General features: G+C 59.8%; 23 protein-coding genes. 14 read left to right on the top strand and 9 right to left on the bottom strand.

Annotation, left to right across the window (positions count from 1 at the left end; genetic code table 11):
* Positions 1–17 precede the first annotated feature (17 nt).
* The 5 genes from J2X71_RS18895 to J2X71_RS18875 all read left to right on the top strand — a co-directional run bounded on the left by J2X71_RS18895 (position 18) and on the right by J2X71_RS18875 (position 6,397).
* The gene (locus J2X71_RS18895; protein WP_113321927.1) at positions 18–1,619 is read left to right on the top strand and encodes a DHA2 family efflux MFS transporter permease subunit; all 1,602 of its coding nucleotides are present in this window, start codon (positions 18–20) and stop codon (positions 1,617–1,619) included.
* Positions 1,620–1,778: 159 nt separating this feature from the next.
* Positions 1,779–2,804, top strand: coding sequence for a LacI family DNA-binding transcriptional regulator (locus J2X71_RS18890; protein ID WP_310383816.1), 1,026 nt, complete (start codon positions 1,779–1,781; stop codon positions 2,802–2,804).
* A gap of 21 nt (positions 2,805–2,825) precedes the next feature.
* Positions 2,826–4,280, top strand: a complete 1,455-nt coding sequence (gene xylB, locus J2X71_RS18885) for a xylulokinase (protein WP_310383814.1) — start codon at positions 2,826–2,828, stop codon at positions 4,278–4,280.
* A gap of 35 nt (positions 4,281–4,315) precedes the next feature.
* Positions 4,316–5,626, top strand: a complete 1,311-nt coding sequence (gene xylA / locus J2X71_RS18880; RefSeq protein ID WP_310383812.1) for a xylose isomerase — start codon at positions 4,316–4,318, stop codon at positions 5,624–5,626.
* 150 nt (positions 5,627–5,776) lie between these two features.
* A complete protein-coding gene (locus tag J2X71_RS18875) occupies positions 5,777–6,397 on the top strand; it encodes a class I SAM-dependent methyltransferase (protein ID WP_310383810.1) in 621 nt (206 codons plus the stop codon).
* 21 nt (positions 6,398–6,418) lie between these two features.
* Here J2X71_RS18875 and J2X71_RS18870 read toward each other — a convergent pair whose 3' ends face one another.
* Both J2X71_RS18870 and J2X71_RS18865 read right to left on the bottom strand, forming a co-directional pair.
* The gene (locus tag J2X71_RS18870) at positions 6,419–6,799 is read right to left on the bottom strand and encodes an ester cyclase (protein WP_310383808.1); all 381 of its coding nucleotides are present in this window, start codon (positions 6,797–6,799) and stop codon (positions 6,419–6,421) included.
* A 92-nt stretch (positions 6,800–6,891) separates the two neighbouring features.
* Positions 6,892–7,923: a LacI family DNA-binding transcriptional regulator gene (locus tag J2X71_RS18865; RefSeq protein ID WP_113321922.1), complete on the bottom strand. Its 1,032-nt coding sequence runs from the start codon at positions 7,921–7,923 to the stop codon at positions 6,892–6,894.
* 167 nt (positions 7,924–8,090) lie between these two features.
* Between J2X71_RS18865 and J2X71_RS18860 the strand changes: the two genes are divergently transcribed.
* The 5 genes from J2X71_RS18860 to J2X71_RS18840 all read left to right on the top strand — a co-directional run bounded on the left by J2X71_RS18860 (position 8,091) and on the right by J2X71_RS18840 (position 14,256).
* The gene (locus tag J2X71_RS18860; protein WP_310383806.1) at positions 8,091–9,617 is read left to right on the top strand and encodes a sugar ABC transporter ATP-binding protein; all 1,527 of its coding nucleotides are present in this window, start codon (positions 8,091–8,093) and stop codon (positions 9,615–9,617) included.
* Positions 9,618–9,700: 83 nt separating this feature from the next.
* Complete coding sequence (locus tag J2X71_RS18855) at positions 9,701–10,705, top strand: ABC transporter permease (protein WP_310383805.1); 1,005 nt, start codon at positions 9,701–9,703, stop codon at positions 10,703–10,705.
* 85 nt (positions 10,706–10,790) lie between these two features.
* Positions 10,791–11,738 carry a substrate-binding domain-containing protein gene (locus J2X71_RS18850; protein ID WP_007817501.1) on the top strand — a complete coding sequence of 316 codons (948 nt, stop codon included), beginning with the start codon at positions 10,791–10,793 and terminating at the stop codon, positions 11,736–11,738.
* Between the two features lie 247 nt (positions 11,739–11,985).
* Positions 11,986–13,041 (top strand): sugar phosphate isomerase/epimerase, encoded by a 1,056-nt coding sequence (locus J2X71_RS18845; protein ID WP_007817498.1) that lies wholly within the window; start codon positions 11,986–11,988, stop codon positions 13,039–13,041.
* 27 nt (positions 13,042–13,068) lie between these two features.
* Positions 13,069–14,256: a Gfo/Idh/MocA family protein gene (locus J2X71_RS18840; protein ID WP_007817496.1), complete on the top strand. Its 1,188-nt coding sequence runs from the start codon at positions 13,069–13,071 to the stop codon at positions 14,254–14,256.
* 80 nt (positions 14,257–14,336) lie between these two features.
* On the opposite strand, the gene J2X71_RS18835 is transcribed toward J2X71_RS18840, so the two are convergent.
* Entirely contained in the window at positions 14,337–14,744 is a 408-nt protein-coding gene (locus J2X71_RS18835; RefSeq protein ID WP_310383801.1) for a DoxX family protein, read from the bottom strand.
* 238 nt (positions 14,745–14,982) lie between these two features.
* Between J2X71_RS18835 and J2X71_RS18830 the strand changes: the two genes are divergently transcribed.
* Positions 14,983–16,356, top strand: a complete 1,374-nt coding sequence (locus J2X71_RS18830) for a GH1 family beta-glucosidase (RefSeq protein WP_310383799.1) — start codon at positions 14,983–14,985, stop codon at positions 16,354–16,356.
* A gap of 39 nt (positions 16,357–16,395) precedes the next feature.
* Here J2X71_RS18830 and J2X71_RS18825 read toward each other — a convergent pair whose 3' ends face one another.
* Both J2X71_RS18825 and J2X71_RS18820 read right to left on the bottom strand, forming a co-directional pair.
* The gene (locus J2X71_RS18825; RefSeq protein WP_310383797.1) at positions 16,396–16,860 is read right to left on the bottom strand and encodes a hypothetical protein; all 465 of its coding nucleotides are present in this window, start codon (positions 16,858–16,860) and stop codon (positions 16,396–16,398) included.
* Positions 16,857–17,327 carry a MarR family transcriptional regulator gene (locus tag J2X71_RS18820; protein ID WP_310383795.1) on the bottom strand — a complete coding sequence of 157 codons (471 nt, stop codon included), beginning with the start codon at positions 17,325–17,327 and terminating at the stop codon, positions 16,857–16,859. The genes J2X71_RS18825 and J2X71_RS18820 overlap by 4 nt, the downstream gene beginning before the upstream one ends.
* Positions 17,328–17,508: 181 nt before the next feature.
* Between J2X71_RS18820 and J2X71_RS18815 the strand changes: the two genes are divergently transcribed.
* On the top strand, positions 17,509–19,713 hold the full coding sequence (locus J2X71_RS18815) for an EAL domain-containing protein (RefSeq protein ID WP_310383793.1): 2,205 nt from the start codon (positions 17,509–17,511) through the stop codon (positions 19,711–19,713).
* A gap of 72 nt (positions 19,714–19,785) precedes the next feature.
* Here the strand turns inward: J2X71_RS18815 and J2X71_RS18810 are convergent, their stop codons facing one another.
* From J2X71_RS18810 to J2X71_RS18795, 4 genes are all read right to left on the bottom strand, one after another.
* Positions 19,786–20,715 (bottom strand): rhodanese-related sulfurtransferase, encoded by a 930-nt coding sequence (locus tag J2X71_RS18810; RefSeq protein WP_310383791.1) that lies wholly within the window; start codon positions 20,713–20,715, stop codon positions 19,786–19,788.
* Positions 20,716–20,786: 71 nt separating this feature from the next.
* Complete coding sequence (locus tag J2X71_RS18805) at positions 20,787–21,263, bottom strand: VOC family protein (RefSeq protein ID WP_310383789.1); 477 nt, start codon at positions 21,261–21,263, stop codon at positions 20,787–20,789.
* 75 nt (positions 21,264–21,338) lie between these two features.
* Complete coding sequence (locus J2X71_RS18800) at positions 21,339–22,247, bottom strand: CHAD domain-containing protein (protein WP_310383786.1); 909 nt, start codon at positions 22,245–22,247, stop codon at positions 21,339–21,341.
* Positions 22,225–22,713 (bottom strand): CYTH domain-containing protein, encoded by a 489-nt coding sequence (locus J2X71_RS18795; RefSeq protein ID WP_113321912.1) that lies wholly within the window; start codon positions 22,711–22,713, stop codon positions 22,225–22,227. The genes J2X71_RS18800 and J2X71_RS18795 overlap by 23 nt, the downstream gene beginning before the upstream one ends.
* 151 nt (positions 22,714–22,864) lie before the next feature.
* Between J2X71_RS18795 and J2X71_RS18790 the strand changes: the two genes are divergently transcribed.
* Both J2X71_RS18790 and J2X71_RS18785 read left to right on the top strand, forming a co-directional pair.
* Entirely contained in the window at positions 22,865–23,503 is a 639-nt protein-coding gene (locus J2X71_RS18790; RefSeq protein ID WP_310383784.1) for a 2-dehydro-3-deoxy-phosphogluconate aldolase, read from the top strand.
* Positions 23,504–23,634: 131 nt separating this feature from the next.
* On the top strand, positions 23,635–24,354 hold the full coding sequence (locus tag J2X71_RS18785; RefSeq protein ID WP_310383782.1) for a tellurite resistance TerB family protein: 720 nt from the start codon (positions 23,635–23,637) through the stop codon (positions 24,352–24,354).
* Positions 24,355–24,360 lie beyond the last annotated feature (6 nt).

The following is a 24,360-nucleotide window of genomic DNA, read 5'->3' as shown; positions in this document are numbered from 1 at the left end:
AGGGCGGAGGTAATCCCATGGCCGGGAGCGCGACAGCAACGGCAGGTTCGATCCCGGCAGCGCCTGCGCATGCCGCCGATCGCATGGATCCCAAAAGGCTCATCGCTTTCTTCGCGATGGTGCTTGGCATGTTCATGTCGATCCTCGACATTCAGATCGTCTCCGCTTCGCTCGCCGAAATCCAGGCAGGCCTATCTGCCGGCACGGACGAAATCGGCTGGGTGCAAACTGCTTATCTGATCGCCGAAGTCATCATGATCCCGCTGTCGGGCACGCTGGCTCGTATCATCTCGACACGGTATCTCTTCGCAATCTCGGCTGCCGGTTTCACCATGGCGAGCGCGCTCGCCGCAACGGCGACGAATATCGACCAGATGATCGTCTACCGTGTCATTCAGGGCTTCATCGGCGGCGGCATGATCCCCTCGGTCTTCGCGGCCGCCTTCACGATCTTCCCGCCGTCGAAGCGTGCGATCGTCTCGCCGATCATTGGCCTCATCGCGACGCTGGCGCCGACCATAGGCCCGACGGTCGGCGGTTACCTGAGCCATGCCTTCTCCTGGCACTGGCTGTTCCTGGTAAATATCGTGCCCGGTATCATCGTCACGATCGTCACCTGGAATTTCATCGATTTCGACAAGCCGGAACTGTCGCTCTTCAAGAAGTTCGACTGGTACGGCCTGCTGTCTATGGGTGTTTTCCTTGGCGCACTGGAATATGTGCTGGAAGAAGGCAATTCGAACGACTGGTTCAACGACAGCTACATCGTCATCGGCGCCGTTGCCTCCGCCGTCGCCTGTGTCGTCTTTTTCTACCGGGCCTTCACGGTGGAATTTCCGGTCGTCGATCTCACGGCCTTTGCCAACCGCAATTTCTCCTTTGGTTCGGTGTTCTCCTTCGTCATGGGCATCGGCCTTTACGGGCTCACTTATATCTATCCGGTCTATCTCGGCCGCATCCGCGGTTACGATTCGCAGATGATCGGCGAGACGATGTTCGTGTCGGGCCTTGCGATGTTCTTCACCGCGCCGATTGCTGGCCGGCTGTCGACGAAACTCGACCTGCGTTTCATGATGGCGATCGGTTTCGTGAGCTTTGCGGCCGGCACGTATATCATGACGCATTTGACGCAGGACTGGGACTTCTACGAGCTCTTCATCCCGCAGATCCTGCGCGGTTTCGGCCTGATGATGTGCATGGTGCCGATCAACAACATTGCGCTCGGCACCCTGCCGCCGCAGCGTATCCGTGGCGCATCCGGCCTCTTCAACCTGACGCGTAACCTCGGCGGCGCCGTTGGCCTTGCTGTTATCAACACGGTGCTGACCACCCGACAGGACGTGCACTACGAACGCCTGCGTGAAAACGTGCACTGGGGCAACACGGCTGCGATCGACCAGATGAACAACATGACCAACAACTTCAATAATTGGGGTCTGGATGGTGCGAATGTTGCAGTCAAGCAGATGGTCGGCTTGGCCACCAAACAGGCGATGATCCTTTCGTTCGGCGACATTTTCCTGATGCTGACTGTGCTTTTCCTGGCGATGGTCCTTGGCGTCTTCATGATCAAGAAACCCGCGCCGCAAGGCGGCGGGGGAGGCGGTGGCGGCCACTGACCTCCGGCCGTCATTGCGAGAAAGGCCCTCTTCGGAGGGCCTTTTTGTTTTTCTGCACGGGTGGTTTCAGTTCCCCTTCAACAGGGTGTTTGCCACCTCGCGCACTTTTTGATTTACGTACATCAAATTTGGCGCTAATGGTCTCGTCCAGGAGGAGTGATGAGGCCAACCGTTCATGATATCGCCGCTGCGGCGGGCGTCAGTCTTGCGACCGTAGACCGGGTTCTGAACCAGCGGCCGGGTGTGCGCCATGTGACGCGGGAGAAGGTCGAAACCGCGATCCGCGATCTCGGCTATGTGCGCGACGTGGCCGCTGCAAACCTCGCCAAAGGTCGCGTCTATCCGCTGACCTTCATCCTGCCCGCCAGCGACAACTCCTTCATGCATGGTCTGAATGCCGAAATCCGCACAGCGATCGCGCGCTCGGTCGCCGAGCGTACGGATATCCGCATCGTCGAGGTGCCCGCCTTCGATCCGCAGGCACTGGTGCGTGAGTTGGAAATGCTCGCGGCCGAAAAGCCCTCCGGCGTCGCGCTCGTGGCCACCGACGCACCCGATGTGCGCGCCGCTGTCGACCGGCTGGTGAAAGATGGCATTCCGGTCGTCACGCTCGTTTCCGATCTGACGGGTTCGCTGCGCCACCACTATGCCGGCGTCGACAATATTGCGGCAGGGCGCACCGCTGCGCGTCTGCTCGGACGTTTCCTTGGCGGCGCCAAGGGTGAGATTGCCATTCTCGCCGGCTCCATGCTGGTACGCGACCATCGCGAACGCCTGGAGGGCTTCGCCGCCGTCATGGCTCAGGAGTTTCCGGCGCTGCATCTACTATCGGTTCTCGAAGGCCGGGACGACCCTGAAGTTGCACACATGCTGATTGCCGATGCGCTTGGGAAGAACGACGGCATCATCGGCATTTACAGCCTCGGTGCCGGTAATCGCGGTCTGATCCGGGCGCTCAAGGAAAAGGCGGCGGACAGGTCGTTGACGGTGATTGCCCATGAATTGACGGCGCATACGCGCGCTGCCCTTCTCGACGGCACTATCGACGCAATCCTCAATCAGGATGCCGGCCATGAGGTGCGCAGCGCGATCCGTGTTCTCAAGGCAAAGGCGGACGGGCTTTCGGTCATCGACGCGCAGGAGCGCATTCGCCTCGACATATTCCTGAAAGACAATCTGCCGTAACGGCAAAGGGAGAAATACCACATGTATCTGGGTCTCGATCTCGGAACTTCGGGCGTCAAGGCGATGCTGATCGACGGCGATCAGAAGATCATCGGCTCCGCCAATGGTTCGCTCGACGTCTCGCGTCCGCATTCCGGCTGGTCCGAACAGGAGCCGGCCCATTGGGTACGCGCCACGGAAGAGGCTGTTGCCGGCCTCAAGGCCAAACATTCGAAGGAGCTTGCAGCCGTCAAGGGTATCGGCCTCTCCGGTCAGATGCACGGCGCCACTCTGCTCGACGCCTCCGATAAGGTCCTGCGTCCCTGCATCCTCTGGAACGATACGCGTTCCTATATTGAGGCTGCGGCCCTCGACGCCGATCCGCGCTTCCGCAAGCTGACCGGCAATATCGTTTTTCCGGGCTTCACCGCACCGAAGCTTGCCTGGGTCGCCAAGAACGAGCCTGAGATCTTCGCCAAGGTCGCTAAGGTTCTGTTGCCGAAGGACTATCTGCGCCTCTGGCTGACGGGTGAACATATCTCTGAGATGTCCGACTCGGCCGGTACGTCCTGGCTCGATACCGGCAAGCGCGCCTGGTCGCCCGAACTGCTGGCTGCGACCAATCTCGACGAGAAGCAGATGCCGACGCTTGTCGAAGGCACCGAGCAAGGCGGCAAGCTGCGCGCCGAGCTCGCGTCGGCCTGGGGCATTTCCGGCGACGTCGTCGTTGCCGGCGGAGCAGGGGACAATGCGGCTTCGGCCTGCGGCATGGGTACGGTCAGCGATGGGGCTGCTTTCGTTTCGCTCGGCACGTCGGGCGTTCTCTTTGCCGCCAACGCTGCCTATCTGCCGAAGCCCGAAAGTGCTGTTCATGCCTTCTGCCATGCGCTGCCGAATACCTGGCACCAGATGGGCGTCATCCTCTCGGCGACCGATGCCCTGAACTGGCATTCGTCGGTTACCGGCAAGTCGGCCGCTGATCTCACCGGCGAACTCGGCGAAAGCCTGAAGGCGCCGACCGGCGTCACCTTCCTTCCTTATCTCTCGGGCGAGCGCACGCCGCATAATGATGCGGTCATCCGCGGCGCCTTCATCGGCCTCGAACATGAAAGCAGCCGTGTCGTGCTGACGCAGGCAGTGCTCGAAGGCGTCTCCTTCGCGATTCGAGACAATCTGGAAGCGCTGCGTTCTGCCGGCACGGATATTTCCCGTGTCACAGCGATCGGCGGTGGCTCGCGTTCACGCTACTGGCTGGCCTCTATCGCCACCGCGCTCGGCGTTCCCGTCGACTTGCCTGCGGACGGCGATTTCGGTGCTGCCTTCGGTGCTGCCCGCCTCGGCCTGATTGCGGCAACGGGCGCCGATCCGGTTGCCGTCTGCACACCGCCGGTCACGGCCGGCACGATCGAGCCGGTCGCCGCGCTCAGCGGCGCCTATGAAGATGCCTACAAGCGCTACCGCTCCGTCTACCCGGCGATCAAGTCGCTGGCCCATTGATCCATCCATAAGAACTGAACCCAAGGAGAACCCAAATGAGCACCGGATTTTTCGGCGACATCCAGAAAGTGAAGTACGAAGGCCCTGACAGCACCAACCCGCTGGCCTTCCGTTACTACCAGCCGGACGAAATCGTTCTCGGCAAGCGGATGGAAGATCATCTGCGCTTCGCAGTCGCCTACTGGCACACGTTTACCTGGCCTGGCGGCGACCCCTTCGGCGGTCAGACCTTCCTGCGTCCGTGGTTTGAAGACACGATGAAGGCTGCCAAGCTCAAGGCTGACGTAGCCTTCGAATTCTTCTCGCTGCTCGGCGCGCCCTATTACTGCTTCCACGACGCCGACGTGCGCCCGGAAGGCAAGAACTTTGCCGAAAACACCAAGAATCTGAACGAGATCGTCGACTACTTCGCCGAAAAGCAGGCTGCCTCCGGCACGAAACTGCTCTGGGGCACGGCGAACCTTTTCTCGAACCGCCGCTACATGTCGGGTGCTGCGACCAACCCGGATCCGGATGTCTTCGCTTTCGCCGCTGCGACGGTCAAGACCTGCATAGACGCCACGCAGAAGCTCGGCGGAGAAAACTATGTTCTGTGGGGTGGCCGCGAAGGCTATGAAACCCTGCTCAACACCGATATCGGCCGCGAGCTCGACCAGCTCGGCCGCTTCCTCAACCTTGTTGTCGAGTACAAGCACAAGATCGGCTTCAAGGGCACGATCCTCATCGAGCCGAAGCCGCAGGAGCCGACCAAGCACCAGTACGACTACGACGTTGCGACCGTCTATGGCTTCCTGAAGAAGCATGGCCTCGAAAACGAAGTGAAGCTCAACATCGAGCAGGGCCACGCGATTCTCGCCGGCCACTCCTTCGAGCATGAGCTGGCACTCGCCAACGCTCTCGGCATCTTCGGCTCGATCGACATGAACCGCAACGACTACCAGTCCGGCTGGGATACCGACCAGTTCCCGAACAATGTTCCGGAAATGGCGCTTGCCTATTACCACGTTCTGGCAGGCGGCGGCTTCAAGACCGGCGGCACCAACTTCGATTCGAAGCTGCGCCGTCAGTCGCTCGACCCGGCAGACCTGCTGATCGGCCATATCGGCGGCATGGATTGCTGCGCCCGCGGCCTGAAGGCCGCTGCCAAGATGATCGAGGACAAGGCGCTCTCCCAGCCGCTCGCCGACCGCTATGCCGGCTGGAATTCGGCTGAGGGACAGAAGCTCTTCCGCGGCGAATATTCGCTGGAAGAGATCACCCATTGGGTCGAGAGCAAGGACGTCAACCCGCAGCCGAAATCCGGTAAGCAGGAACTGCTCGAAAACATTGTCAACCGCTACGTCTGATTGCCGGTTTGATTTTACTGGAGGAGCCGGGGAGCGAAAGCTTCCCGGCTTTTTTGTTTGCGAAGCCGGAGGATGGGGAGTTGTGCTGGTCGGGCCGTCGGAAATCTGGCATGCCATCACTAACGGTGGAGAAAACGTTTGGAGCGTTTCATGACTGACGATTGCAAGCTGCACTGGGAAAATGTCTATTCGACCAAGGGCGAGACTGATGTCAGCTGGTTTCAGGAAAACCCCGCACCTTCCCTCGAACTGATCCATCTCGCGCAAGCAAAACAATCGGACGCCGTCGTCGATGTGGGCGGCGGAGCTTCAAGGCTGGTCGACAGCCTTCTTGCCGACGGGTTCGGCGATGTGACGGTGCTCGATCTCTCGGCGGCAGCCCTCGATACGGTGCGAAAGCGCCTTGGTGCCAAAGGCAACGAGGTGATGTGGATTGCCGCTGACGCGACCCTTTGGGAGCCGCCGCGGACCTATGATATCTGGCACGACCGAGCAGCCTTTCATTTCTTGACCGATGCCGCCCAGCAAGCAGCCTATATCGAGCGGCTGAAACGCGCGTTGAAAATGGGCGGACATCTAGTCATGGGGACTTTTGCCCTCGATGGGCCGGAAAAGTGCAGCGGCCTGCCTGTGGCGCGTCATAGTTCCGACAGTCTGGGAGAGCTAATCGGACCAGATTTCGAGCTGATCGACAGCCGCCGCCACGATCATTCGACACCCTCGGGCAGCGTGCAGAGGTTTCAGTTCAGTACGTTCAAGCGGATCGCGTAATCGGAGGGGAAGCTCCGCGTTTCAAAGCTGGGCTTCGATAGCTGCCCTGTCTATGACCGACCAGACGCTCTCGATCTTTCCATCCAGAAACTCGTAGAAGACGTTTTCGGCGAACTGCACTCTCCTGCCGTTGACGGGAAGACCGAAAAGTTCGCCCTTCGGTATGCAGTCGAACTGCAAACGGCTCGCTACACGTGGCGGCTCGCAGATCAGGAGCTGGATGTCGAAGAAGAGATCGGGGATGGCGCGAAAATCACCTTCCAGCATTTCCCGATAGCCGGACAGGCCGATGTGCTTGCCATTGTAGCGAACCTCTTCGTGGACGAAATTTCCCAGGTTTGCCCAGTCCTGTTCGTTCAAGCAAGCGACGTAGCCTCGGTATCTATCGGCCAGCTGTGTCATTTCGGTTGCCTCGTCTTCGCAAAGGAGTCTGTCGGCAAACTAGAACGGGGCGGAGATCAGGCAATGGCAAATGGTTGGTCGAGGTTTCGAGGCTACCGCTTCTGCCAGTTACGCGGCGGTGCGGAGACCGAATTGCGCACCACAAGATCCGGCCGCAGCAGGATTTCCGTCTCGGCAGGACGGCCATCGGAGAGGAGCTCCAGAAGCAGCGCCATGGCCTGCTTGCCGATTGCCGTGCGCGGCTGGCGAATGGTCGTCAGCGACGGGCTCATGAAGACGGCTTGTGGCACGTCATCGAAGCCGGTGACGGAGAAATCCTGCGGGATGTTGTAGCCGCGGGCGTTGAGGCCGATCATGACGCCGATTGCAGTCTGGTCGTTGACGCACATGAAGGCGGTGGGCAGCGTGTCGCGCATGAAGAGCTGCTCCACAGCATGTCGGCCGCTCTCGATTGTGCCGTCGCCCTCCAGCACGATACGCATGTCCTTGGGGACACCGGCTGCGTCGAGGCCGGCGTCATAACCCTGCCGGCGGCGGCTGTAGGCGAGGCGGGTGCGGGAATCGCCGATAAAGGCGATCTTGCGGTGTCCCTCGGCCAGAAGCAGGTCGACAGCCTTCCTCGCGCCTTCCATATCGTCGACGCCAACATAGGGAATGCCGCCATTGAAGACGGGTTCAAAGACGCCGACGCTCGGCGGCAGCTGCGCCGTCACCATCTGATGGCCGAAGGGCAGGATGCCGGTAAAAAGGATCAAGCCGGCCGCCTGGTTGGAATTGAAGAATTTCAGATATTCCAGGCCGCGCTGCGCATCATTCTGCGTGTGGCCGATCAGCACGCCGTAGCCATGGGCCCGTGCCTCGTTTTCCAGGCCGATCAAGATATTGGAAAAGTTGGGGTCGCCGATATCGGGCGCCACGACCAGGATCATGTTGGAGCGTCCAAGCCTCAGGCTGCGCGCCATGGCATTGGTCGTATAGCCGGTGATGGCGATCGCCTGGTTGACCTTCAGGCGCGTGGAATTGGCCACCTTTTCGGGCATGTGAATTGCCCGCGAAACCGTCGCGATGGAAACCTCGGCGATCCGGGCGACGTCTTCGATTGTTGCGGGCGTGGAATTCGACACGGGGGCTCTGCCTTGGGCTGTCTTCGCCGCACACTACACAGACTTGTCGGGAGGTCAAAGGCGACTGCCAACAAGTCTGTGTAAATCCACGATGTAAACCTTTACATGCCTGATGTAAAGGTTTACATATGCCCAATATAAGCGGATGGGAGCCGCAGGAGGAAATCATGACCGTGGATACCGCAGAGGCTGCACCAGTGGTGTTGTCCGCCAGGCGCATTTGCAAGTCTTTCAGCGGCGTGCAGGTTCTTTTCAGCGTCAACTTCGATCTTCGCGCCGGTGAAATCCATGCGCTGATGGGTGAAAACGGCGCCGGAAAATCCACCCTTGTCAAGATTCTCTCCGGCTTCGAGCAGCCAACATCGGGTGAGATCCTGCTCGATGGCAAACCCATAGTGCTGCCGCCGAATGGTGCTGCCGAGGCGCTGGGCATCGTCATCATCCATCAGGAATTCAATCTCGCTGAACATTTGACCGTGACGGAGAGTCTGTTTCTCGGCTGCGAGGTCACGCATTTCGGCGTGCTCGATCGCAAGTACATGCGCGGTGAGACGCGCCGGGTGCTCGACATGCTCGGTTCGCATGTCGACGAGAATGCGATGATCAGTTCGCTTTCCATCGCCGACAAGCAGATGGTCGAGATTGCCAAGGCGATCAGCCGCGATGCGCGCGTGGTCTTCATGGACGAGCCGACGGCGGTTCTGTCGCGCGAGGAGATCAATATGCTCTTCAAGCAGGTGCGCAAGCTTCGCGATAAGGGCACCAGTTTCGTCTTCGTTTCCCACAAGCTCGACGAAGTCATGGAACTGACCGACAGGGTCACGGTCCTGCGGGACGGCCAATGGGTGAAGACGGCGCCGACCTCCATGCTGGATGGCGAATCCATCGCGCAGCTCATGGTCGGCCGCGAGCTTTCCAGCCTCTATCCCGCCAAAGTCGAGCCCAATGTCGACGAGGAAGTTGTGCTTCGCGTCAGTTCGGTTTCGACCGGCTACGTGCAGGATGCGAGCTTCGAAATGCGCAAGGGCGAGGTGATCGGGTTTTCCGGACTTATCGGTTCAGGTCGTACCGAGCTGATGGAAGCGATTGCCGGCTTGCGCTCGCGCCTGTCGGGCGAGGTCGTCATCCACGGCGAAAGCGCGTCTTCGGGTGATGCGCGCGCCGCCAATCGCGCCGGCCTTGCCTATATGACCAAGGACCGCAAGTCGAAGGGGCTGCTGCTCGGTTCGGGCATGATCGCCAACCTGACACTGCAATCGCTCGAACGCCATGTCAGCCATGGTTATCTGAGCCCGAACAGCGAAGCGGCAGCGCTTGCAAAGGCCAAGCGGCGCTTCGACATCCGCGTACGCGACGGCAATATCGTTGCCGGTCGCATGTCTGGTGGTAACCAGCAGAAGCTGCTGCTCGCCAAGGTCATGGAAACAGAGCCGCAGATCATCATCATCGACGAGCCGACGCGCGGCATCGATGTCGGTACCAAGCAACAGATCTACCATTTCATCTCGGCGCTTGCCCGCGACGGGCGGTCGATCATCGTCGTGTCCTCGGAAATGCCCGAGATTATCGGTCTCTGCACACGCGTGGCTGTCATGCGTGAAGGCCGGATCGTCGGCATGCTCGAGGGGGATGAAATTTCCGAACAGGAAATCATGCGTTACGCCGCGGGGCTGAAGCGTCAGGCGGCTGCCTGAGCCGGCATGGCGCGGCACGGGCGTGCTGCGCGCGGGACAAACAAAGTGCCCAGCAGTCATGGGACGGGAGGTTGGTTTTGGACATGAGTGTTAACGAGGAGACCAGGGAAATCCGGCGCAGATCCTGGCGTGACGTCGATCTGCGCGCGGTTGCGCCCTTTGCCGCACTGGCCCTGCTCCTCATCGTGGGCGCACTGGTCAACCCGAATTTCATCGGCATCACCAACCTTACGAATGTCGCAACGCGCTGCGCCTTCATTGCCATCATCGCTGTCGGTGCAACCTTCGTGATCTCGGCCGGCGACCTCGACCTTTCCGTCGGCTCGATGGTGGCCTTCGTCGCCAGCCTGATGATCCTGCTTATCAATTCCGGCGTCATTGCCGATCCGGTGCTGATGCTGACCGCTGCCGTCGTCTTCGCCGTGGTCGCCGGTGCGCTTTGCGGTCTCGCAAACGGCCTCATCACGACAGTCGGCAAGATCGAACCCTTTATCGCGACGCTCGGTACGATGGGCATCTATCGCGGTCTGACGACATGGCTCTCGCAGGGTGGCGCGATTACGCTGCGTTCGGCAGATATCCAGACGCTCTATCGGCCGGCTTATTTCGGCAGCATTCTCGGCATGCCGGTGCCGATCGTCGTCATCCTGGCGGTCACTGCCGTCGCGGCCTTCATCCTCTATCGTACGCGTTACGGCCGGCATGTCGTGGCTGTCGGTTCGAACAGCGATGTCGCGCGTTATTCCGGCATTGCGGTCAACCGCGTGCGCACAATTGCCTTCGTCATCCAGGGCTTCTGCGTGGCGATCGCCGTGCTGCTCTACGTGCCGCGCCTCGGCTCGACCTCGGCAACGACCGGCATCCTGTGGGAACTGCAGGCCATCACGGCTGTCGTCGTGGGTGGTACCGCGCTGAAGGGTGGTGCCGGCCGGGTATGGGGCACGATCTGCGGCGCCTTCATTCTCGAGCTCGTCGGCAACATCATGCTGCTTTCGAATTTCATCAGCGAATACCTGATCGGCGCAATCCAGGGTGCGATCATCATCATCGCCATGCTGGTGCAGCGGTCGCTGGTGCGCAAATCGTAAGACAAGTGCTTCTCGGATTGGCCGGGCTATCCAGGGCACCCGGCCCGGATTGAATAAGTCCCTGATATTTTTGGGAGGAAATAGTATGCGCAAGCTCATGTTGGGTCTGGCGGTTGCGGGGGTGGCTTTTGCCGGCGCAGCCTACGCCCAGGACAAGAATTACACGATCGGTGTGTCCATTCCGGCCGCCGACCATGGCTGGACGTCGGGCGTCGTGTTTCACGCCGAGCGCGTTGCCAAGAAGCTGATGGCCGAACATCCGGGCCTGAACGTCATCGTCAAGACCTCGCCGGATGCCGCAACGCAGGCAAACGCCGTGCAGGACCTTGATACGCAGGGCATCGACGCACTCGTCATCCTGCCGTCGGATCCGGATCCGCTCGTCAATGCCATCAAGGAAGTCAAGGGCAAGGGCAAGTTCGTCGCGCTCGTTGACCGCGCGCCGTCGAACAACGACAATTCCGTGCGTGACCTTTATGTCGCCGGCAACAATCCGGCGCTCGGTGAAGTCGCGGGCAAGTACATTGCCGAAAAGACCCCGGAAGCTGAGGTCGTTATCATCCGCGGCCTGCCGATCCCGATCGACCAGCAGCGTCAGGACGGTTTCGACAAGGGTATTGCCGGCTCCAAGGTCAAGGTTCTCGACCGCCAGTACGGCAACTGGAACCGCGACGACGCCTTCAAGGTTATGCAGGACTATCTGACGAAGTATCCGAAGATTGACGTCGTATGGTGCCAGGATGACGACATGGCAGTCGGCGTCCTCCAGGCCATCGAGCAGGCCAAGCGCACCGACATCCAATATGTCGTTGCCGGCGCCGGCTCCAAGGACATGGTCAAGAAGGTCATGGACGGTGACAAGCTGATCCCGGTCGACGTTCTGTATCCGCCGGCAATGGTCGGTACGGCCATGGAGCTGACGGCTGCTGCGCTCTACGATCAGGTTCCGGTTCACGGTAACTACATCCTCGACGCAACGCTCGTCACCAAGGAGAATGCCAAGAACTTCTACTTCCCGGATTCTCCGTTCTGATAATACTTTCATGCATGCGCCCATTCGAAAGGATGGGCGCATTTTTCATGCCTTCAGACAAGTTGAAGCCAAAATGCGGCACGTACCTCTTGCCGATCAGCGGTGAGCGTGATTAGGTCCAGACCGCGTTGATTTTGGCCCACCCGCTAAATCTTTCGCACTGGCGGGGAGGCGCCTTTTCTTTATCGAACGGCGCACTAAGATTTATCGGAAACGTTTACGATCGATATTCAGGGAGGAAACTGACATGAAGACGATCAAGGGACCGGGCCTGTTCCTCGGACAGTTCGCGGGTGATACCGCTCCTTTCAATTCCTGGGACGCGATCACCAAATGGGCGGCCGATATCGGCTACAAGGGCGTGCAGGTTCCGACCTGGGCAAGCCAGCTCATTGACCTCAAGAAGGCGGCGACCTCCAAGGACTACTGCGATGAATTCGCTGGCAAGGCGCGTGAAAACGGCGTCGAAGTCACCGAGCTTTCCACCCATTTGCAGGGCCAGCTCGTTGCCGTCCATCCGGCCTATGACGAAGCCTTCGACGGCTTTGCGGCGCCGGAAGTGCGCGGCAATCCGAAGGCGCGTCAGGAATGGGCCGTCCAGCAGGTCAAGTACGCGCTGACGGCTTCCAAGCATCTCGGCCTCAAGGCGCATGCGACCTTCTCCGGCGCGCTTGCCTGGCCCTTCATCTATCCGTGGCCGCAGCGCCCCGCCGGTCTCGTCGAGACCGCTTTCGACGAGCTTGCCCGTCGCTGGAAGCCAATCCTCGATCATGCAGACGAAAACGGCATCGACGTCTGCTACGAAATCCATCCGGGCGAAGACCTGCATGACGGCATCACCTACGAGATGTTCCTGGAGCGCGTCGGCAATCATCCGCGCGCCAACATGCTCTACGACCCGTCGCACTATGTTCTGCAGTGCCTCGATTACCTCGACAACATCGACATCTACAAAGACCGGATCAAGATGTTCCACGTCAAGGATGCCGAGTTCAATCCGACCGGACGCCAGGGCGTCTACGGCGGCTATCAGGGCTGGGTCGAGCGTGCCGGCCGCTTCCGTTCGCTGGGCGATGGCCAGGTCGATTTCGGCGCCGTCTTCTCGAAGATGACCGCCAATAATTTCGATGGCTGGGCCGTGGTCGAGTGGGAATGCGCGCTGAAGCATCCGGAAGACGGTGCGCGTGAAGGCGCTGAATTCGTTGCGGCACATATCATCCGCGTCACTGAAAAGGCATTCGACGACTTCGCTGCCGGCGGCACCGATCAGGCGGCCAACCGGCGCATGCTGGGTCTGTCGTAAGCGGATCGGGATTTCGAGGAGAATATTATGGCAATCGAAGCATCATCCGAACAGACCCGCGAGCCGCGCATCCGGCTCGGCATGGTCGGCGGCGGCGCAGGGGCCTTCATCGGCGCCGTCCACCGTATCGCAGCGCGTATCGACGATCAGTATGACCTGATCGCCGGCGCACTGTCGTCGACGCCGGAAAAGGCTGCCCAGTCCGGTCGCGATCTCGGTCTCGATCCGTCGCGCACCTATTCCAGCTACCGGGAAATGGCGATCCGCGAAGCGAAGCTGAAGAACGGCATCGAAGCCGTCTCCATCGTCACGCCGAACCATGTGCATTATGACGCCGCCAAGGAATTCTTGCGCCGCGGCATCCATGTCATCTGCGACAAGCCGCTGACCTCCAACCTTGCCGATGCCAAGAAGCTGAAGAAGGTTGCCGACGAGAGCGGTGCACTGTTCATCCTGACGCATAATTATACCGGTTATCCGATGGTTCGTCAGGCGCGCGAAATGGTCGCCAATGGCGAGCTTGGTGATATCCGTATCGTCCAGGCCGAATATCCGCAGGACTGGCTGACGGAAGCGATCGAGCAGTCCGGCCAGAAGCAGGCTGCATGGCGCACCGACCCGGCACAATCAGGCGTCGGCGGTTCGACAGGTGATATCGGCACGCATGCCTATAACCTCGCTTCGTTCATCACCGGGCTGGAGCTCGACAGCCTTGCTGCCGATCTCGACAGCTTCGTGCCGGGCCGCCGTCTCGACGACAACGCCCATGTGATGCTGCGCTTCAAGGCCAAGGGTTCGGAAAAGCCGGCGAAGGGCATGCTCTGGTGCAGCCAGGTGGCGCCGGGTCATGAGAACGGCCTCAAGGTGCGCGTTTACGGCACCAAGGGCGGGATCGAATGGGTTCAGGCCGATCCGAACTATCTCTGGTACACGCCGTTCGGCGAATCCAAGCGGCTGATCACCCGCAACGGCGCCGGTTCCGGCGCTGCCGCCGCCCGCGTTTCCCGTGTTCCGTCGGGTCACCCTGAAGGTTATCTCGAAGCCTTTGCGACGATCTATACGGAAGCCGCGCATGCCATCAACGCTCACAAGAAGGGTAAAGCGGTCGACAAGGCCGTCGTCTACCCGACCGTCGATGATGGTGTGAAGGGTGTCGCCTTCGTGGAAGCCTGCGTGGCGTCGTCCAAGCGCAACGGGGCCTGGGTCAAGGTCTGAGCTTCTGAGCCGATAAGGCGCATGTCATTAGAAAAGCCGGGGCGGTTCGATATCGCCTCGGCTTTTTTCTTTTGTGATGATCAGGCGGCAACCGTCGTGCGGCCGCGCTTCAGCAGGTTATCGACGCTGAACGGACCTGCACCGGCGGCGACCAGATAAAGGAAAACGAAGCAGAAGAGGATCGCCGCGACGCCACCATTCTGTGCCGGGAAGAAGCCCTTCGATGCGTGGCCGATGAAATAGGCAAAGGCCATCAGGCCCGAAAGCACGAAGGCTGCGATGCGGGTCTGGAAACCGATGAGCACTAGGAAGCCGAGCGTGAGTTCGATAAGGCCGGCAACCCAGGACAGCGAGCCGACGGGCGGCACGCTTGCTGCGGCCGGGAAAAGCAGGATCTTCTGCGTTCCGTAGCTGAAAAGTACGAGGGACGAGATGATGCGCAGCAGGCTCAGGAGATGCGGCTGCAGCAAATGGATCGAAGAGAACATTCGTTTCCTTTCATATTGTGATGCTCTTTCCGTGTAAGGATCGCGGTCGCAACAGCAAATCACGACTGCTGACATTGGCGTTATGAGATTGGGAAGAGGGCGTCTGGCGGGCTTGCAGCTGTCTTGTTTTTCTTCCTGCAACGTTGCAGTTTTCTTTCCGCCGGCCTGTACTTTGCCATCAGGCTTGGCTAAACCCCGCGCAGACGGTCAGTCCACAACTGAGAGATGGGATTTACAGATGATCGATCCGAAAAAGCTTGCAGACCGCTTCCCCGGTGATTTCACCTTCGGCGTTGCCACCGCTGCCTTCCAGATCGAAGGCGCCAGCAAGGCAGATGGCCGCAAGCCGTCCATCTGGGACGCCTTCTGCAACATGCCCGGTCGCGTCTATAATCGCGACAACGGCGATGTTGCTTGCGACCACTACAACCGGCTGGAACAGGATCTCGATCTCATCAAGGACATGGGTGTCGAGGCCTATCGCTTCTCGATCGCCTGGCCGCGCGTCATCCCCGACGGCACAGGCCCGGTAAACGAGGCCGGCCTCGATTTCTACGATCGTCTCGTCGATGGCTGCAAGGCGCGCGGCATCAAGACCTTCGCGACGCTCTATCACTGGGACCTGCCGCTGCTGCTCGCCGGTGACGGCGGCTGGACGGCGCGTTCGACGGCCTATGCCTATCAGCGTTACGCCAAGACGGTCATGAACCGCCTCGGAGATCGCCTCGACAGCGTCGCAACCTTCAACGAGCCGTGGTGCATCGTCTGGCTCAGCCACCTCTATGGCATTCATGCACCGGGCGAGCGCAACATGCAGGCAGCCCTTCACGCCATGCACTACATGAACCTGGCGCATGGCCTTGGCGTCGAGGCGATCCGTTCGGAAGCGCCGAACGTGCCTGTTGGTCTGGTGCTCAATGCCTCCTCGATCATTCCGGGCTCTGATAGCGCGGCTGATCTTGCTGCCGGCGAACGCGCGCACCAGTTCCATAACGGCGCTTTCTTCGATCCCGTCTTCAAGGGCGAGTATCCCAAGGAATTCGTCGAAGCGCTCGGCGATCGTATGCCCATCATCGAAGACGGCGATCTCAAGATCATTAACCAGAAGCTCGATTGGTGGGGTCTCAACTATTACAAGCCGGAGCGCGTTGCCGATGATGCCAGCCGTAAGGGCGATTTCCCCTGGACGGTGGAAGCGCCTCCCGCAAGCGACGTGAAGACGGATATCGGCTGGGAAGTCTATTCGCCGGGCCTCAAGCTGCTCGTCGAAGATCTCTATCGCCGCTACGAGCTGCCGGAATGCTACATCACCGAGAACGGCGCCTGCGACAATACCGATGTGGTCAACGGCGCGGTGGATGACGTGATGCGCCTCGATTATGTCAGCGCCCATCTCAATGTCGTCGCCGACCTCATCAAGGATGGTTATCCGATGCGCGGCTACTTCGCCTGGAGCCTGATGGACAATTTCGAATGGGCGGAAGGCTATCGCATGCGCTTCGGCCTCGTTCACGTCGATTACGAAACACAGGTTCGCACGGTCAAGAAGAGCGGCAAGTGGTATCGCGAATTGGCCAGCCAGTTCCCGAAGGGCAACCACAAGGTCGTTTGAGGTCAGGTATTTGCGGCAGGGCATCGATGCCCTGCCACTTCAGATCGCGTTCAACGTCTTTGCCGCGGCGAGACGTTTTCCTCTCGTCATTTTCCGCCCGTCGCGGAAATTGAGGGCAAGTAGCGTCAGCTGCACGCAGCCAGCCAGAACTTCGAGCGTCTGCATGGCATAGAAAACACCGTCAAACAGGCCTGCCGCCGCGCGAAGGTAAAGCAGGATTGCCAGGGGCAGCAGGATCAGCAGCCCGTTTGCGGCAATAATCTTCATGCGTCTGCGTTTCTTTTCGATAGCCGGCGAATGACGACCGCTGGCAAGCGAAAATCCGCTGCCGCCTGACATTGCGAGCATCGGGATCAGCAGACAGAGACCGGCAAGGATCGCTTTCTTGACGGTAAGAATAGCAGTCGTATCCAGAAGAAATTCGGAAATCAGCGTTGCGGTTAGAAAACCCGCAATCAGGACCATGGCAAGAGTGCCTGCGCCGGCATGAACGATCGTTTTCATCTCTGCTCCTCGCTTTCCGTGGCGTCCAGCGCCAGGCGTTGGTCGAACCTGTGCAGGAGATCGAGCGCCGCCCGCAATTCCGGTGCATTTAGTCCGCCGGCCAGCGCATTGGCCCAGCCGGTATGAAGCGCTGATATCCGCGCATAGCTCTCAGTGCCTTGCGGTGTCAGCACATAGAAGGGCGAGCGCTGATGGCGCGGGTTGGGCCGCTTTTCGATAAAGCCATCTTCCTCGAGCTTGTTCACCTGCTTTTGGGCGCCCTGCCGGGTCATGCCCATCATCTCCGCAATTCCCGGCACCGTGATATGACCTGGGGACAGCGAAATTGCTCCGAGCACCTGCCAGCGGGCGCTGGTGAGGTTCAGCGATGCGCCCAGCCGGTCGCCGCCGTCCAACAGTCGTCCGTTGATGCGGAAGACCATCAGCATGATGTCCGTCAGCAGATCGGCTTCGATCGTGCGCTTCAAAATTCGCGATTCTCCGTTTCCAGTAATGGAAACTAGTTACCATTATTGGAAACTAGTTGTCAACTTGCGAAGACATGCGGTATTTAGGTAAATCCTGAGCCGGATTCTCGATAGTTCCCATGATCTTAAGCGTTTCTTGACCCTTGACTGCGAAGATTTCTTGAACGGGGAGTTGTATGAATTGCCGGCAGTCTTGAGGTCTAAAAGCAGCGGATCGGGTTTAGGCCGCCACACCACGGTTACTGGCGTGCTCTTTTCCTTTGCGGTCATTGTCGCAGTTGTCACCATCATGGTTCTGACAGCGCTGGAGCGCCTCTCGGAAAATGCCAATGTGCTCGATGACGAGCGCTCGCGTGAAACGACCGTCGGGGCGCTCAAGACCTTCGAAGATCAGCTTGCCGCCACGCTTGACGACTATGCCGCTTGGGATGATGCGGCTGCTAATGTCTATGAGCCGGGGGGCATGGCGTGGACGATCAGCAACTACGGCGAGATGTCCCTCAATAGCCCTCTCTTCGATATGGCCATCGTCATTGACGACCAGGAGAAAACCGTCATGGCCTATCAGGACGGATTGCCAATGCAGATGTTGGTCAGTGATTTCTTCTCCCCCTCGCTTTGGCGGCTTCTGGACAAGGTTCGTGCACCTGATGCCGGCGAGAAGCCGGAAGCCATCGGTTTCATCAAGACAGCAAGAGGCATTGCCGCCGTTGGTATCGCGCTGGTGCGAGAGAAGTCAGGTGAGCTTGATATGCCTGCCCGTCAGCATCGCTATCTGATTTTTGCCCGGCATCTTGATGATGCAAAAATATCTGCTCTCGGCACCACTTATGTACTGAATGGATTGCGGCTGGTGCCTGCGGACTTTGCCTCGGCCTATTCGGTGGAAATTGCAGATCCTGCTCGAGCGGTTCTCGGCAAACTTGTCTGGGTGTCGCGTTCGCCCGGCGATATCGGCTATGCGCAGGTAAGGCCTATGGTCATCCAGGCGCTTGGTCTGGTCGGCCTGTTCTTCGTCGTCCTGCTCATCATCGGCTGGCTGGCCGGGCGGCGGCTGAAGGCGGAGGAAAACAGTGCGTGGGAAGAAACACTTCGTGACCGCCTGAGCGGCCTTTCCAATCGCGATGGCCTGGGGCTTGCCGTCGACAGCTTCGTTGCAGAAGCACGGCAGACGAAGCGGAACGTCCTGCTGCTATATCTCGATCTCGACGGCTTCAAGGAGGTCAACGACAGTTATGGTCATGGCACCGGCGACCAGTTGATCCGCGCTGTTGCGGCGGGACTGGACGTGCTGATCCCTGAGGATGCCGTGCTCGCGCGCATCGGCGGTGATGAATTCGCGATCGCTTTCCTTTCGGATGCGGAGAATGCGGCCGCGCTGCAGCTTGCGGAGCAGATCCTCGATTTCCTTGCCGAACCGCTCGAAGTCGGCCGGCGTATCGTCGTGGTCGGCGCCAGCATCGGCATCGCCATGTCGTCGCTCGGTTCGATCGGCCGGGAGGAACTGGTGCGCCGCGCCGACCTTGCCATGTATAAGGCCAAGGAAGCCGGCCGCGCCCGCATGACGCTCTACGATCCGGCCATGGATACCGATCGCGCGCAGCGCAACGCGCTGGAGCTCGATCTGCGCATAGCGATCGAAAGCGGCGATCTCACGCTTGCCTATCAGCCGCTCGTCGATGCCGCGACGCATGAGATGAATGGCGTGGAGGCGCTGGTGCGCTGGAACCGGCCGGGCCACGGTCCGGTTTCGCCTGAGGTTTTCATTCCGATCGCAGAGACCAGCGGACTCATCGAATCCCTCGGCCTTTTCGTATTGCGCAAGGCCTGCGAAACGGCAAAGCAGTGGCCGGAGCTGAAGATCTCGGTCAACGTTTCACCGGGCCAGTTTCGCAATCCGGCCTTCACCGATTATGTTCGCTATGTGCTGAAGCAGACGGAGATCGAGGCGAGCCGCGTCACGCTGGAAATCACCGAAGGCTACATGATCCAAAATCCGCAGCGCACGCGCCAATCGATCGAGCGACTGAAGTCGCTCGGCGTCAAGGTGGCGCTCGACGACTTCGGCTCCGGCTTCTCTTCGATCGGCTACCTGCGGCAGTTCGGCTTCGACCGCATCAAGATCGACCGCTCGCTCGTGACCGATATTACCGGCGACAGCCGGCAGCGGGAAATGCTGCAGGCGACGGTCGCACTTGCCCGCGCGCTGGATATCCCCGTCACCGCCGAGGGCATCGAGACGGAAGAGCAGGCGGTCGCGCTCCGCCTCTTTGGCTGCGACAGTCTGCAAGGCTATTTCTTCGGCAAGCCGATGGCGACCGACCAGATCAATGGCCTGTTGCAGGCGCGCCGCGAAGCCCGGGTCCTGCGTCGGATCGCTGGCTAAAACGTCGCCCTATCTCTTTGTTTTCATGCAATTTCAGACGCAAAACAGCTGCGCAGTTTTGCTGGAATTGCTTTACGTGCCGATATGCTTCTGGCCGCGCTTCTTGGCGAGCGCGATCTGGTGCTGGCGCTGACGATAGCGCAGTCGATCTTCTTCACTGCGCGTATGGTAGCAGTTGCTGCAGGAAACGCCTTCCTCGAAATAGGGCGAGGTGACCTCTTCTGCTGTGATCGGGCTGCGGCAGGCGTGGCAGAGCTTGTGCTCGCCTTCCTTCAGGCCATGCTCCACTGAAACGCGCTCGTCGAAGACGAAGCATGCCCCGTCCCAAAGACTTTCCTCCTGCGGCACTTCCTCCAGATATTTCAGGATGCCGCCCTTGAGGTGATAAACCTCTTCGAAGCCCTGTTCCTTCATGAAGGCCGTCGCCTTCTCGCAGCGGATGCCGCCGGTGCAGTACATGGCGATCTTCGGCTTGTTGTGCAGGCCGGGATTGTTGCGCACCCAATCCGGAAACTCACGGAAGGTCTTGGTCTTGGGGTCAACCGCGCCGCGGAAGGTGCCGATTGCCGTCTCGTAGTCGTTGCGGGTGTCGATGACGATCGTATCGGGATCGGAGATCAGGGCATTCCAGTTGCTTGGATCGATATAGGTCCCAACCACCTTGTTGGGGTCGATATTCTCGACGCCCATGGTGACAATTTCTTTCTTCAGCTTTGCCTTCATGCGCAGGAAAGGCATTTTGGATGCGCGGCTTTCCTTGTGCTCCAGGGCAGCAAATTCCGGCTGTGCACGCAGGAAGGAGAGGACGGCATGGATGCCGGCATCCGGTCCTGCAATCGTGCCATTGATGCCTTCATGGGCAAGCAGAAGCGTACCCTTCACGCCATTCTCCTCGCAGAGCGCCTGCAATGGCGCCTGCAGGCTCTCGAAGCGTGGCAGGGATACGAAATGATAGAGCGCTGCCACCAGGAAGGGGCTTGTTTGGGTCGCATTGTCGGTCATGCGCGTGGAAATACAGAATATGCCGTCCCTGCGCAATGACATTACGCAAGGACGGCATTGTGGGATTGTGCCTATCCGCGCGCCTTCCATTCGGCGTAGGACCGCATGCCAAACGCAGCATCCGGCTCTTCGTCGAGCACGCTCAGGAATTCGATCGAATGTCCGTCGGGATCGTTGAAATAGAGCGACAGTGCCGGCACCCAGCCGATGACGATCGGTTCGGTGATCGGCTCGCCGTGAAAGCCATGCAGCTTCAGGCCCTTGTGGATCAGCAGCGCCGGTGCCCTCATCATTTCTTCCTGCGACAGGCGGAAGGCCATGTGCAGGCGCATCTTCAAGGGGCCGGTGCCGGTTTCCCAAAGGCCGAGCATGGCGTTCTTCTTGCCGTTCACCCAGAAGAAGGCAATGCGGCGCTCGGGAAATTCGGCGGCGAGCTCCAGGCCGAGAATATCGCGGTAGAAAGGAATGGAGGTCTTCAGATCGGCGACGGTGAGATGGGTTTCGTAGATGCCCAGGATCTGGGGCGTCGTGGCATTATCTGCAGACATATTTTCCTCGATCGGTTCATTGACCGGGCCGAGGCTAAGACCTCAAGTAAAGTTGAGGTCAACAGATCAAATACGTCAATTGCCGATAGACACCCAAAGCAATTCCAGACGCTGCGCTTCATCGTCAGGATCATCGCCATAGAGCGTTTCGGCGTCGCGTAACGCTTCGCGCCGATCCTCCTGTTGGCGGAAGATGATGGCATCCAGCAGATGGGCGAGATCGTCGTTGCGGGTGAAGAGTTGTGGTTCTGCCTCCACGAGGCCTGAAAGCACGGCGAGATCGTTGATATGGCCGAGACGTTCAACAAGATCCTTGGCGAAGTCGCGCTTGGCCTTCATGGCGCTTGGCCAGAGATCGCGCAGAAGCGCGTGATAAAGGCGATAATCGTAGGTGCGCTTGCGCAGCTCGTGGAAATCTCCGGCCGCTGTGTCCTCTTGGCAGGCATCGAGCGCTTCCCTGGCGCGCGATGCTGTCCTGCGCCAGCTTTTTGCCAGCATACGGGCATTCTTGCGGTGGCTCTTGTCGAAGGCGACATCGTCAAGTGCCGCGATCGCTTCCCGCAACTTGCCGGCAGCATAATGCAGCCTTTCCTCAAGGCCGCTTTCGGCTTCCGCCATCCAGTCGCGCCGGGCTTCCAGAATGGAAACGATACGGCCGAGCGCCTCGGCCTCTTCCAGATTGCGAGCATTGTCCTGCAGGTAGCGGGCAGTACCAACGATTGCCGCGGCATCGCGGATGGCAGACAGCGACCGTGCCGTTTCTCTCAGCCGGGCATTTTCCCGCTTCTGGAATTCCGGCACTTCGCGAGACACAAGACGATAAAGTGAACGCAGCCGCTTGATGTTCTTGCGGAAGGCGTGGATCGCCTCATGGGCGCCTTCCGGCCGCTTGTCGAGAACGGTGATGGCGCGCTTCAACTGCTCCTCAGCGGCGCTTCGGAACTCGTCGGTAAAGTCGGCCTCAGGCCGTATGCGATAGCCCATGCCTGTCGTGCTCAAATTCTGTGGCCAGCGCCTGATTGGAATAGCGGAAATCGCCCGTGACCTCGCGGCCGAGCCAGGCGGGCAAGGGAGGATTGTCAGTTTCGGCTTGCATCTCGACTTCGGCTATGACGAGGCCGCGATGGGCGCCGGCAAAGACATCAACTTCCCAGACGAAACCTTCATAGGGGACGCGGTAACGCGTCTTTTCGATGACGATACCGATGGCGTTTTCCAGCAGTTCTTCGGCGTCGGAGACAGGGATCTCGTATTCGAATTCATCGCGGGTGAGGGTGCCGCGGCCGATTTTCATCGTCAGCCGCGCGGTCTTTTCATCAAGGATGCGAATCCGCACAGAGCGATCATCCATCGAGGCGACATAGCCCTGTTTCAGGACCGACTTGGACTCTACGGCAGAGCGCCATGCTTCGCCGCGTACGAGGAACTTTCGTTCGATCTCTTTCGCCATACGAATGAACCTTTTGTGACGATCGTCGCACGGTACCCCAATTTATAATGATTTAATACCCGGCTTGTCGCACGGGCTGGTTTTATCTCGACAAGCCTCTGTGGGGGCGCTATTCGAAAGCCGATTTCAATCGTTTAAGGGAACCGTGGCCATGGGCGAGAAGACAGAAAAACTCCTTTCCATCCTGAAACTCCAGCCCGTCGTTCCGGTCCTGATCGTCGAGGACGCGAAGTCGGCCGTATCTCTCGCTCGAGCGCTCGTTGCCGGCGGTCTGAAGGCCATCGAGATCACGATGCGCACCCCGGCAGCTCTCGAGGCTGTGCGCGCGGTTGCTGCTGAGGTAGAGGGTGCTGAAGTCGGCGCCGGCACGATCCTCAACGCAGCCCACTGGGAAGCCGCCGTGCAGGCAGGCTCCAAGTTCATCGTCAGCCCCGGCACAACCCAGGAGCTTCTGGATGCCGCCGCCGATTCTCCGGTGCCGCTGCTTCCGGGCGCCGCCACCGCAAGCGAAGTCATGGCGCTACGCGAAGAAGGCTACCAGGTGCTGAAGTTCTTCCCGGCCGAGCAGGCCGGCGGTGCCGCCTATCTCAAGGCGCTTTCCTCCCCGCTTGCTGGCACGCTCTTCTGCCCGACGGGCGGCATCTCGCTGAAGAATGCCAACGACTATCTCTCGCTGCCGAACGTCATCTGCGTCGGCGGTTCGTGGGTCGCACCGAAGGAGCTGGTGGCTGCGGGCGACTGGGCAGGTATCACCAAGCTCGCCTCCGAAGCTTTCGCGCTGAAGGCCTGATCTGTCGAAGCCGCCGGGTTTTGAAAGCTGACAGGTTTTGAACGAGGGTGGCCGTGCCGCCCTCGTTTGTATTTCGGCAGTCGCAAACCTATGTTCTCCTCCAGCCTTTGAAACAGGGAGAAGATGAGGACATGTTCGACGCGAAGAAACTACTCGACCAGTTTCTGGGATCACAAGTGCCGGGTGTGGGCGGCAGCGTGCGCGACCGGGCGGGCGACGCGATCCAGATGGCGAAGGACAATCCGTTGAAGACCGCCGGTCTTGCCGCCGTCCTTCTCGGCACCAAGACCGGCCGCGACATTGCCGGCAATGCCGTCGCCATCGGCGGTCTCGCAGCAATCGCAGGTCTCGGATATCAGGCCTGGAAGAATTATCAGGCCGGGCAAGCGCCTGCGGCACCCTCTGATGCGCCGACGGCGAACAATCCCGTTCTCCTGCCTCCGCCCGCGGAATCCGGCTTCGGTCCGGCCTCGCCGGCGACCAGCAATGAATTCGTGCTCATCCTCATCCGTGCCATGATCGCTGCCGCCAAGGCCGACGGTCATATCGACGATGCAGAGCGCGCCCTCATCATGGACAAGGTCAAGGCTGCCGATGTCAGCGGCGAGGCAGCGAGCTTCATCGAACGCGAGCTTTCGGAGCCGACGGATATCGATGCACTTATCGCCGCAGCCGTTACCGAGGAACAGAAGGTCGAGCTCTACACAGCCTCGCGCCTGACGATCGAGCCGGATTCGCGTGCCGAACGCGGCTATCTCGATCTGCTCGCCGGCAGGCTCGGTCTTCCCGATCAGCTTGTCGATCATATCGAGGCAACGGTTTCCTCCGCCAAGGTCACTCTGTCTCAGTAGCATCAG

This window comes from Rhizobium sp. 1399, from assembly GCF_031455475.1.
Classification (GTDB): domain Bacteria; phylum Pseudomonadota; class Alphaproteobacteria; order Rhizobiales; family Rhizobiaceae; genus Rhizobium.
Note: the sequence above shows the minus strand (reverse complement) of the source record. Positions and strands in the feature narration are given on the sequence as shown.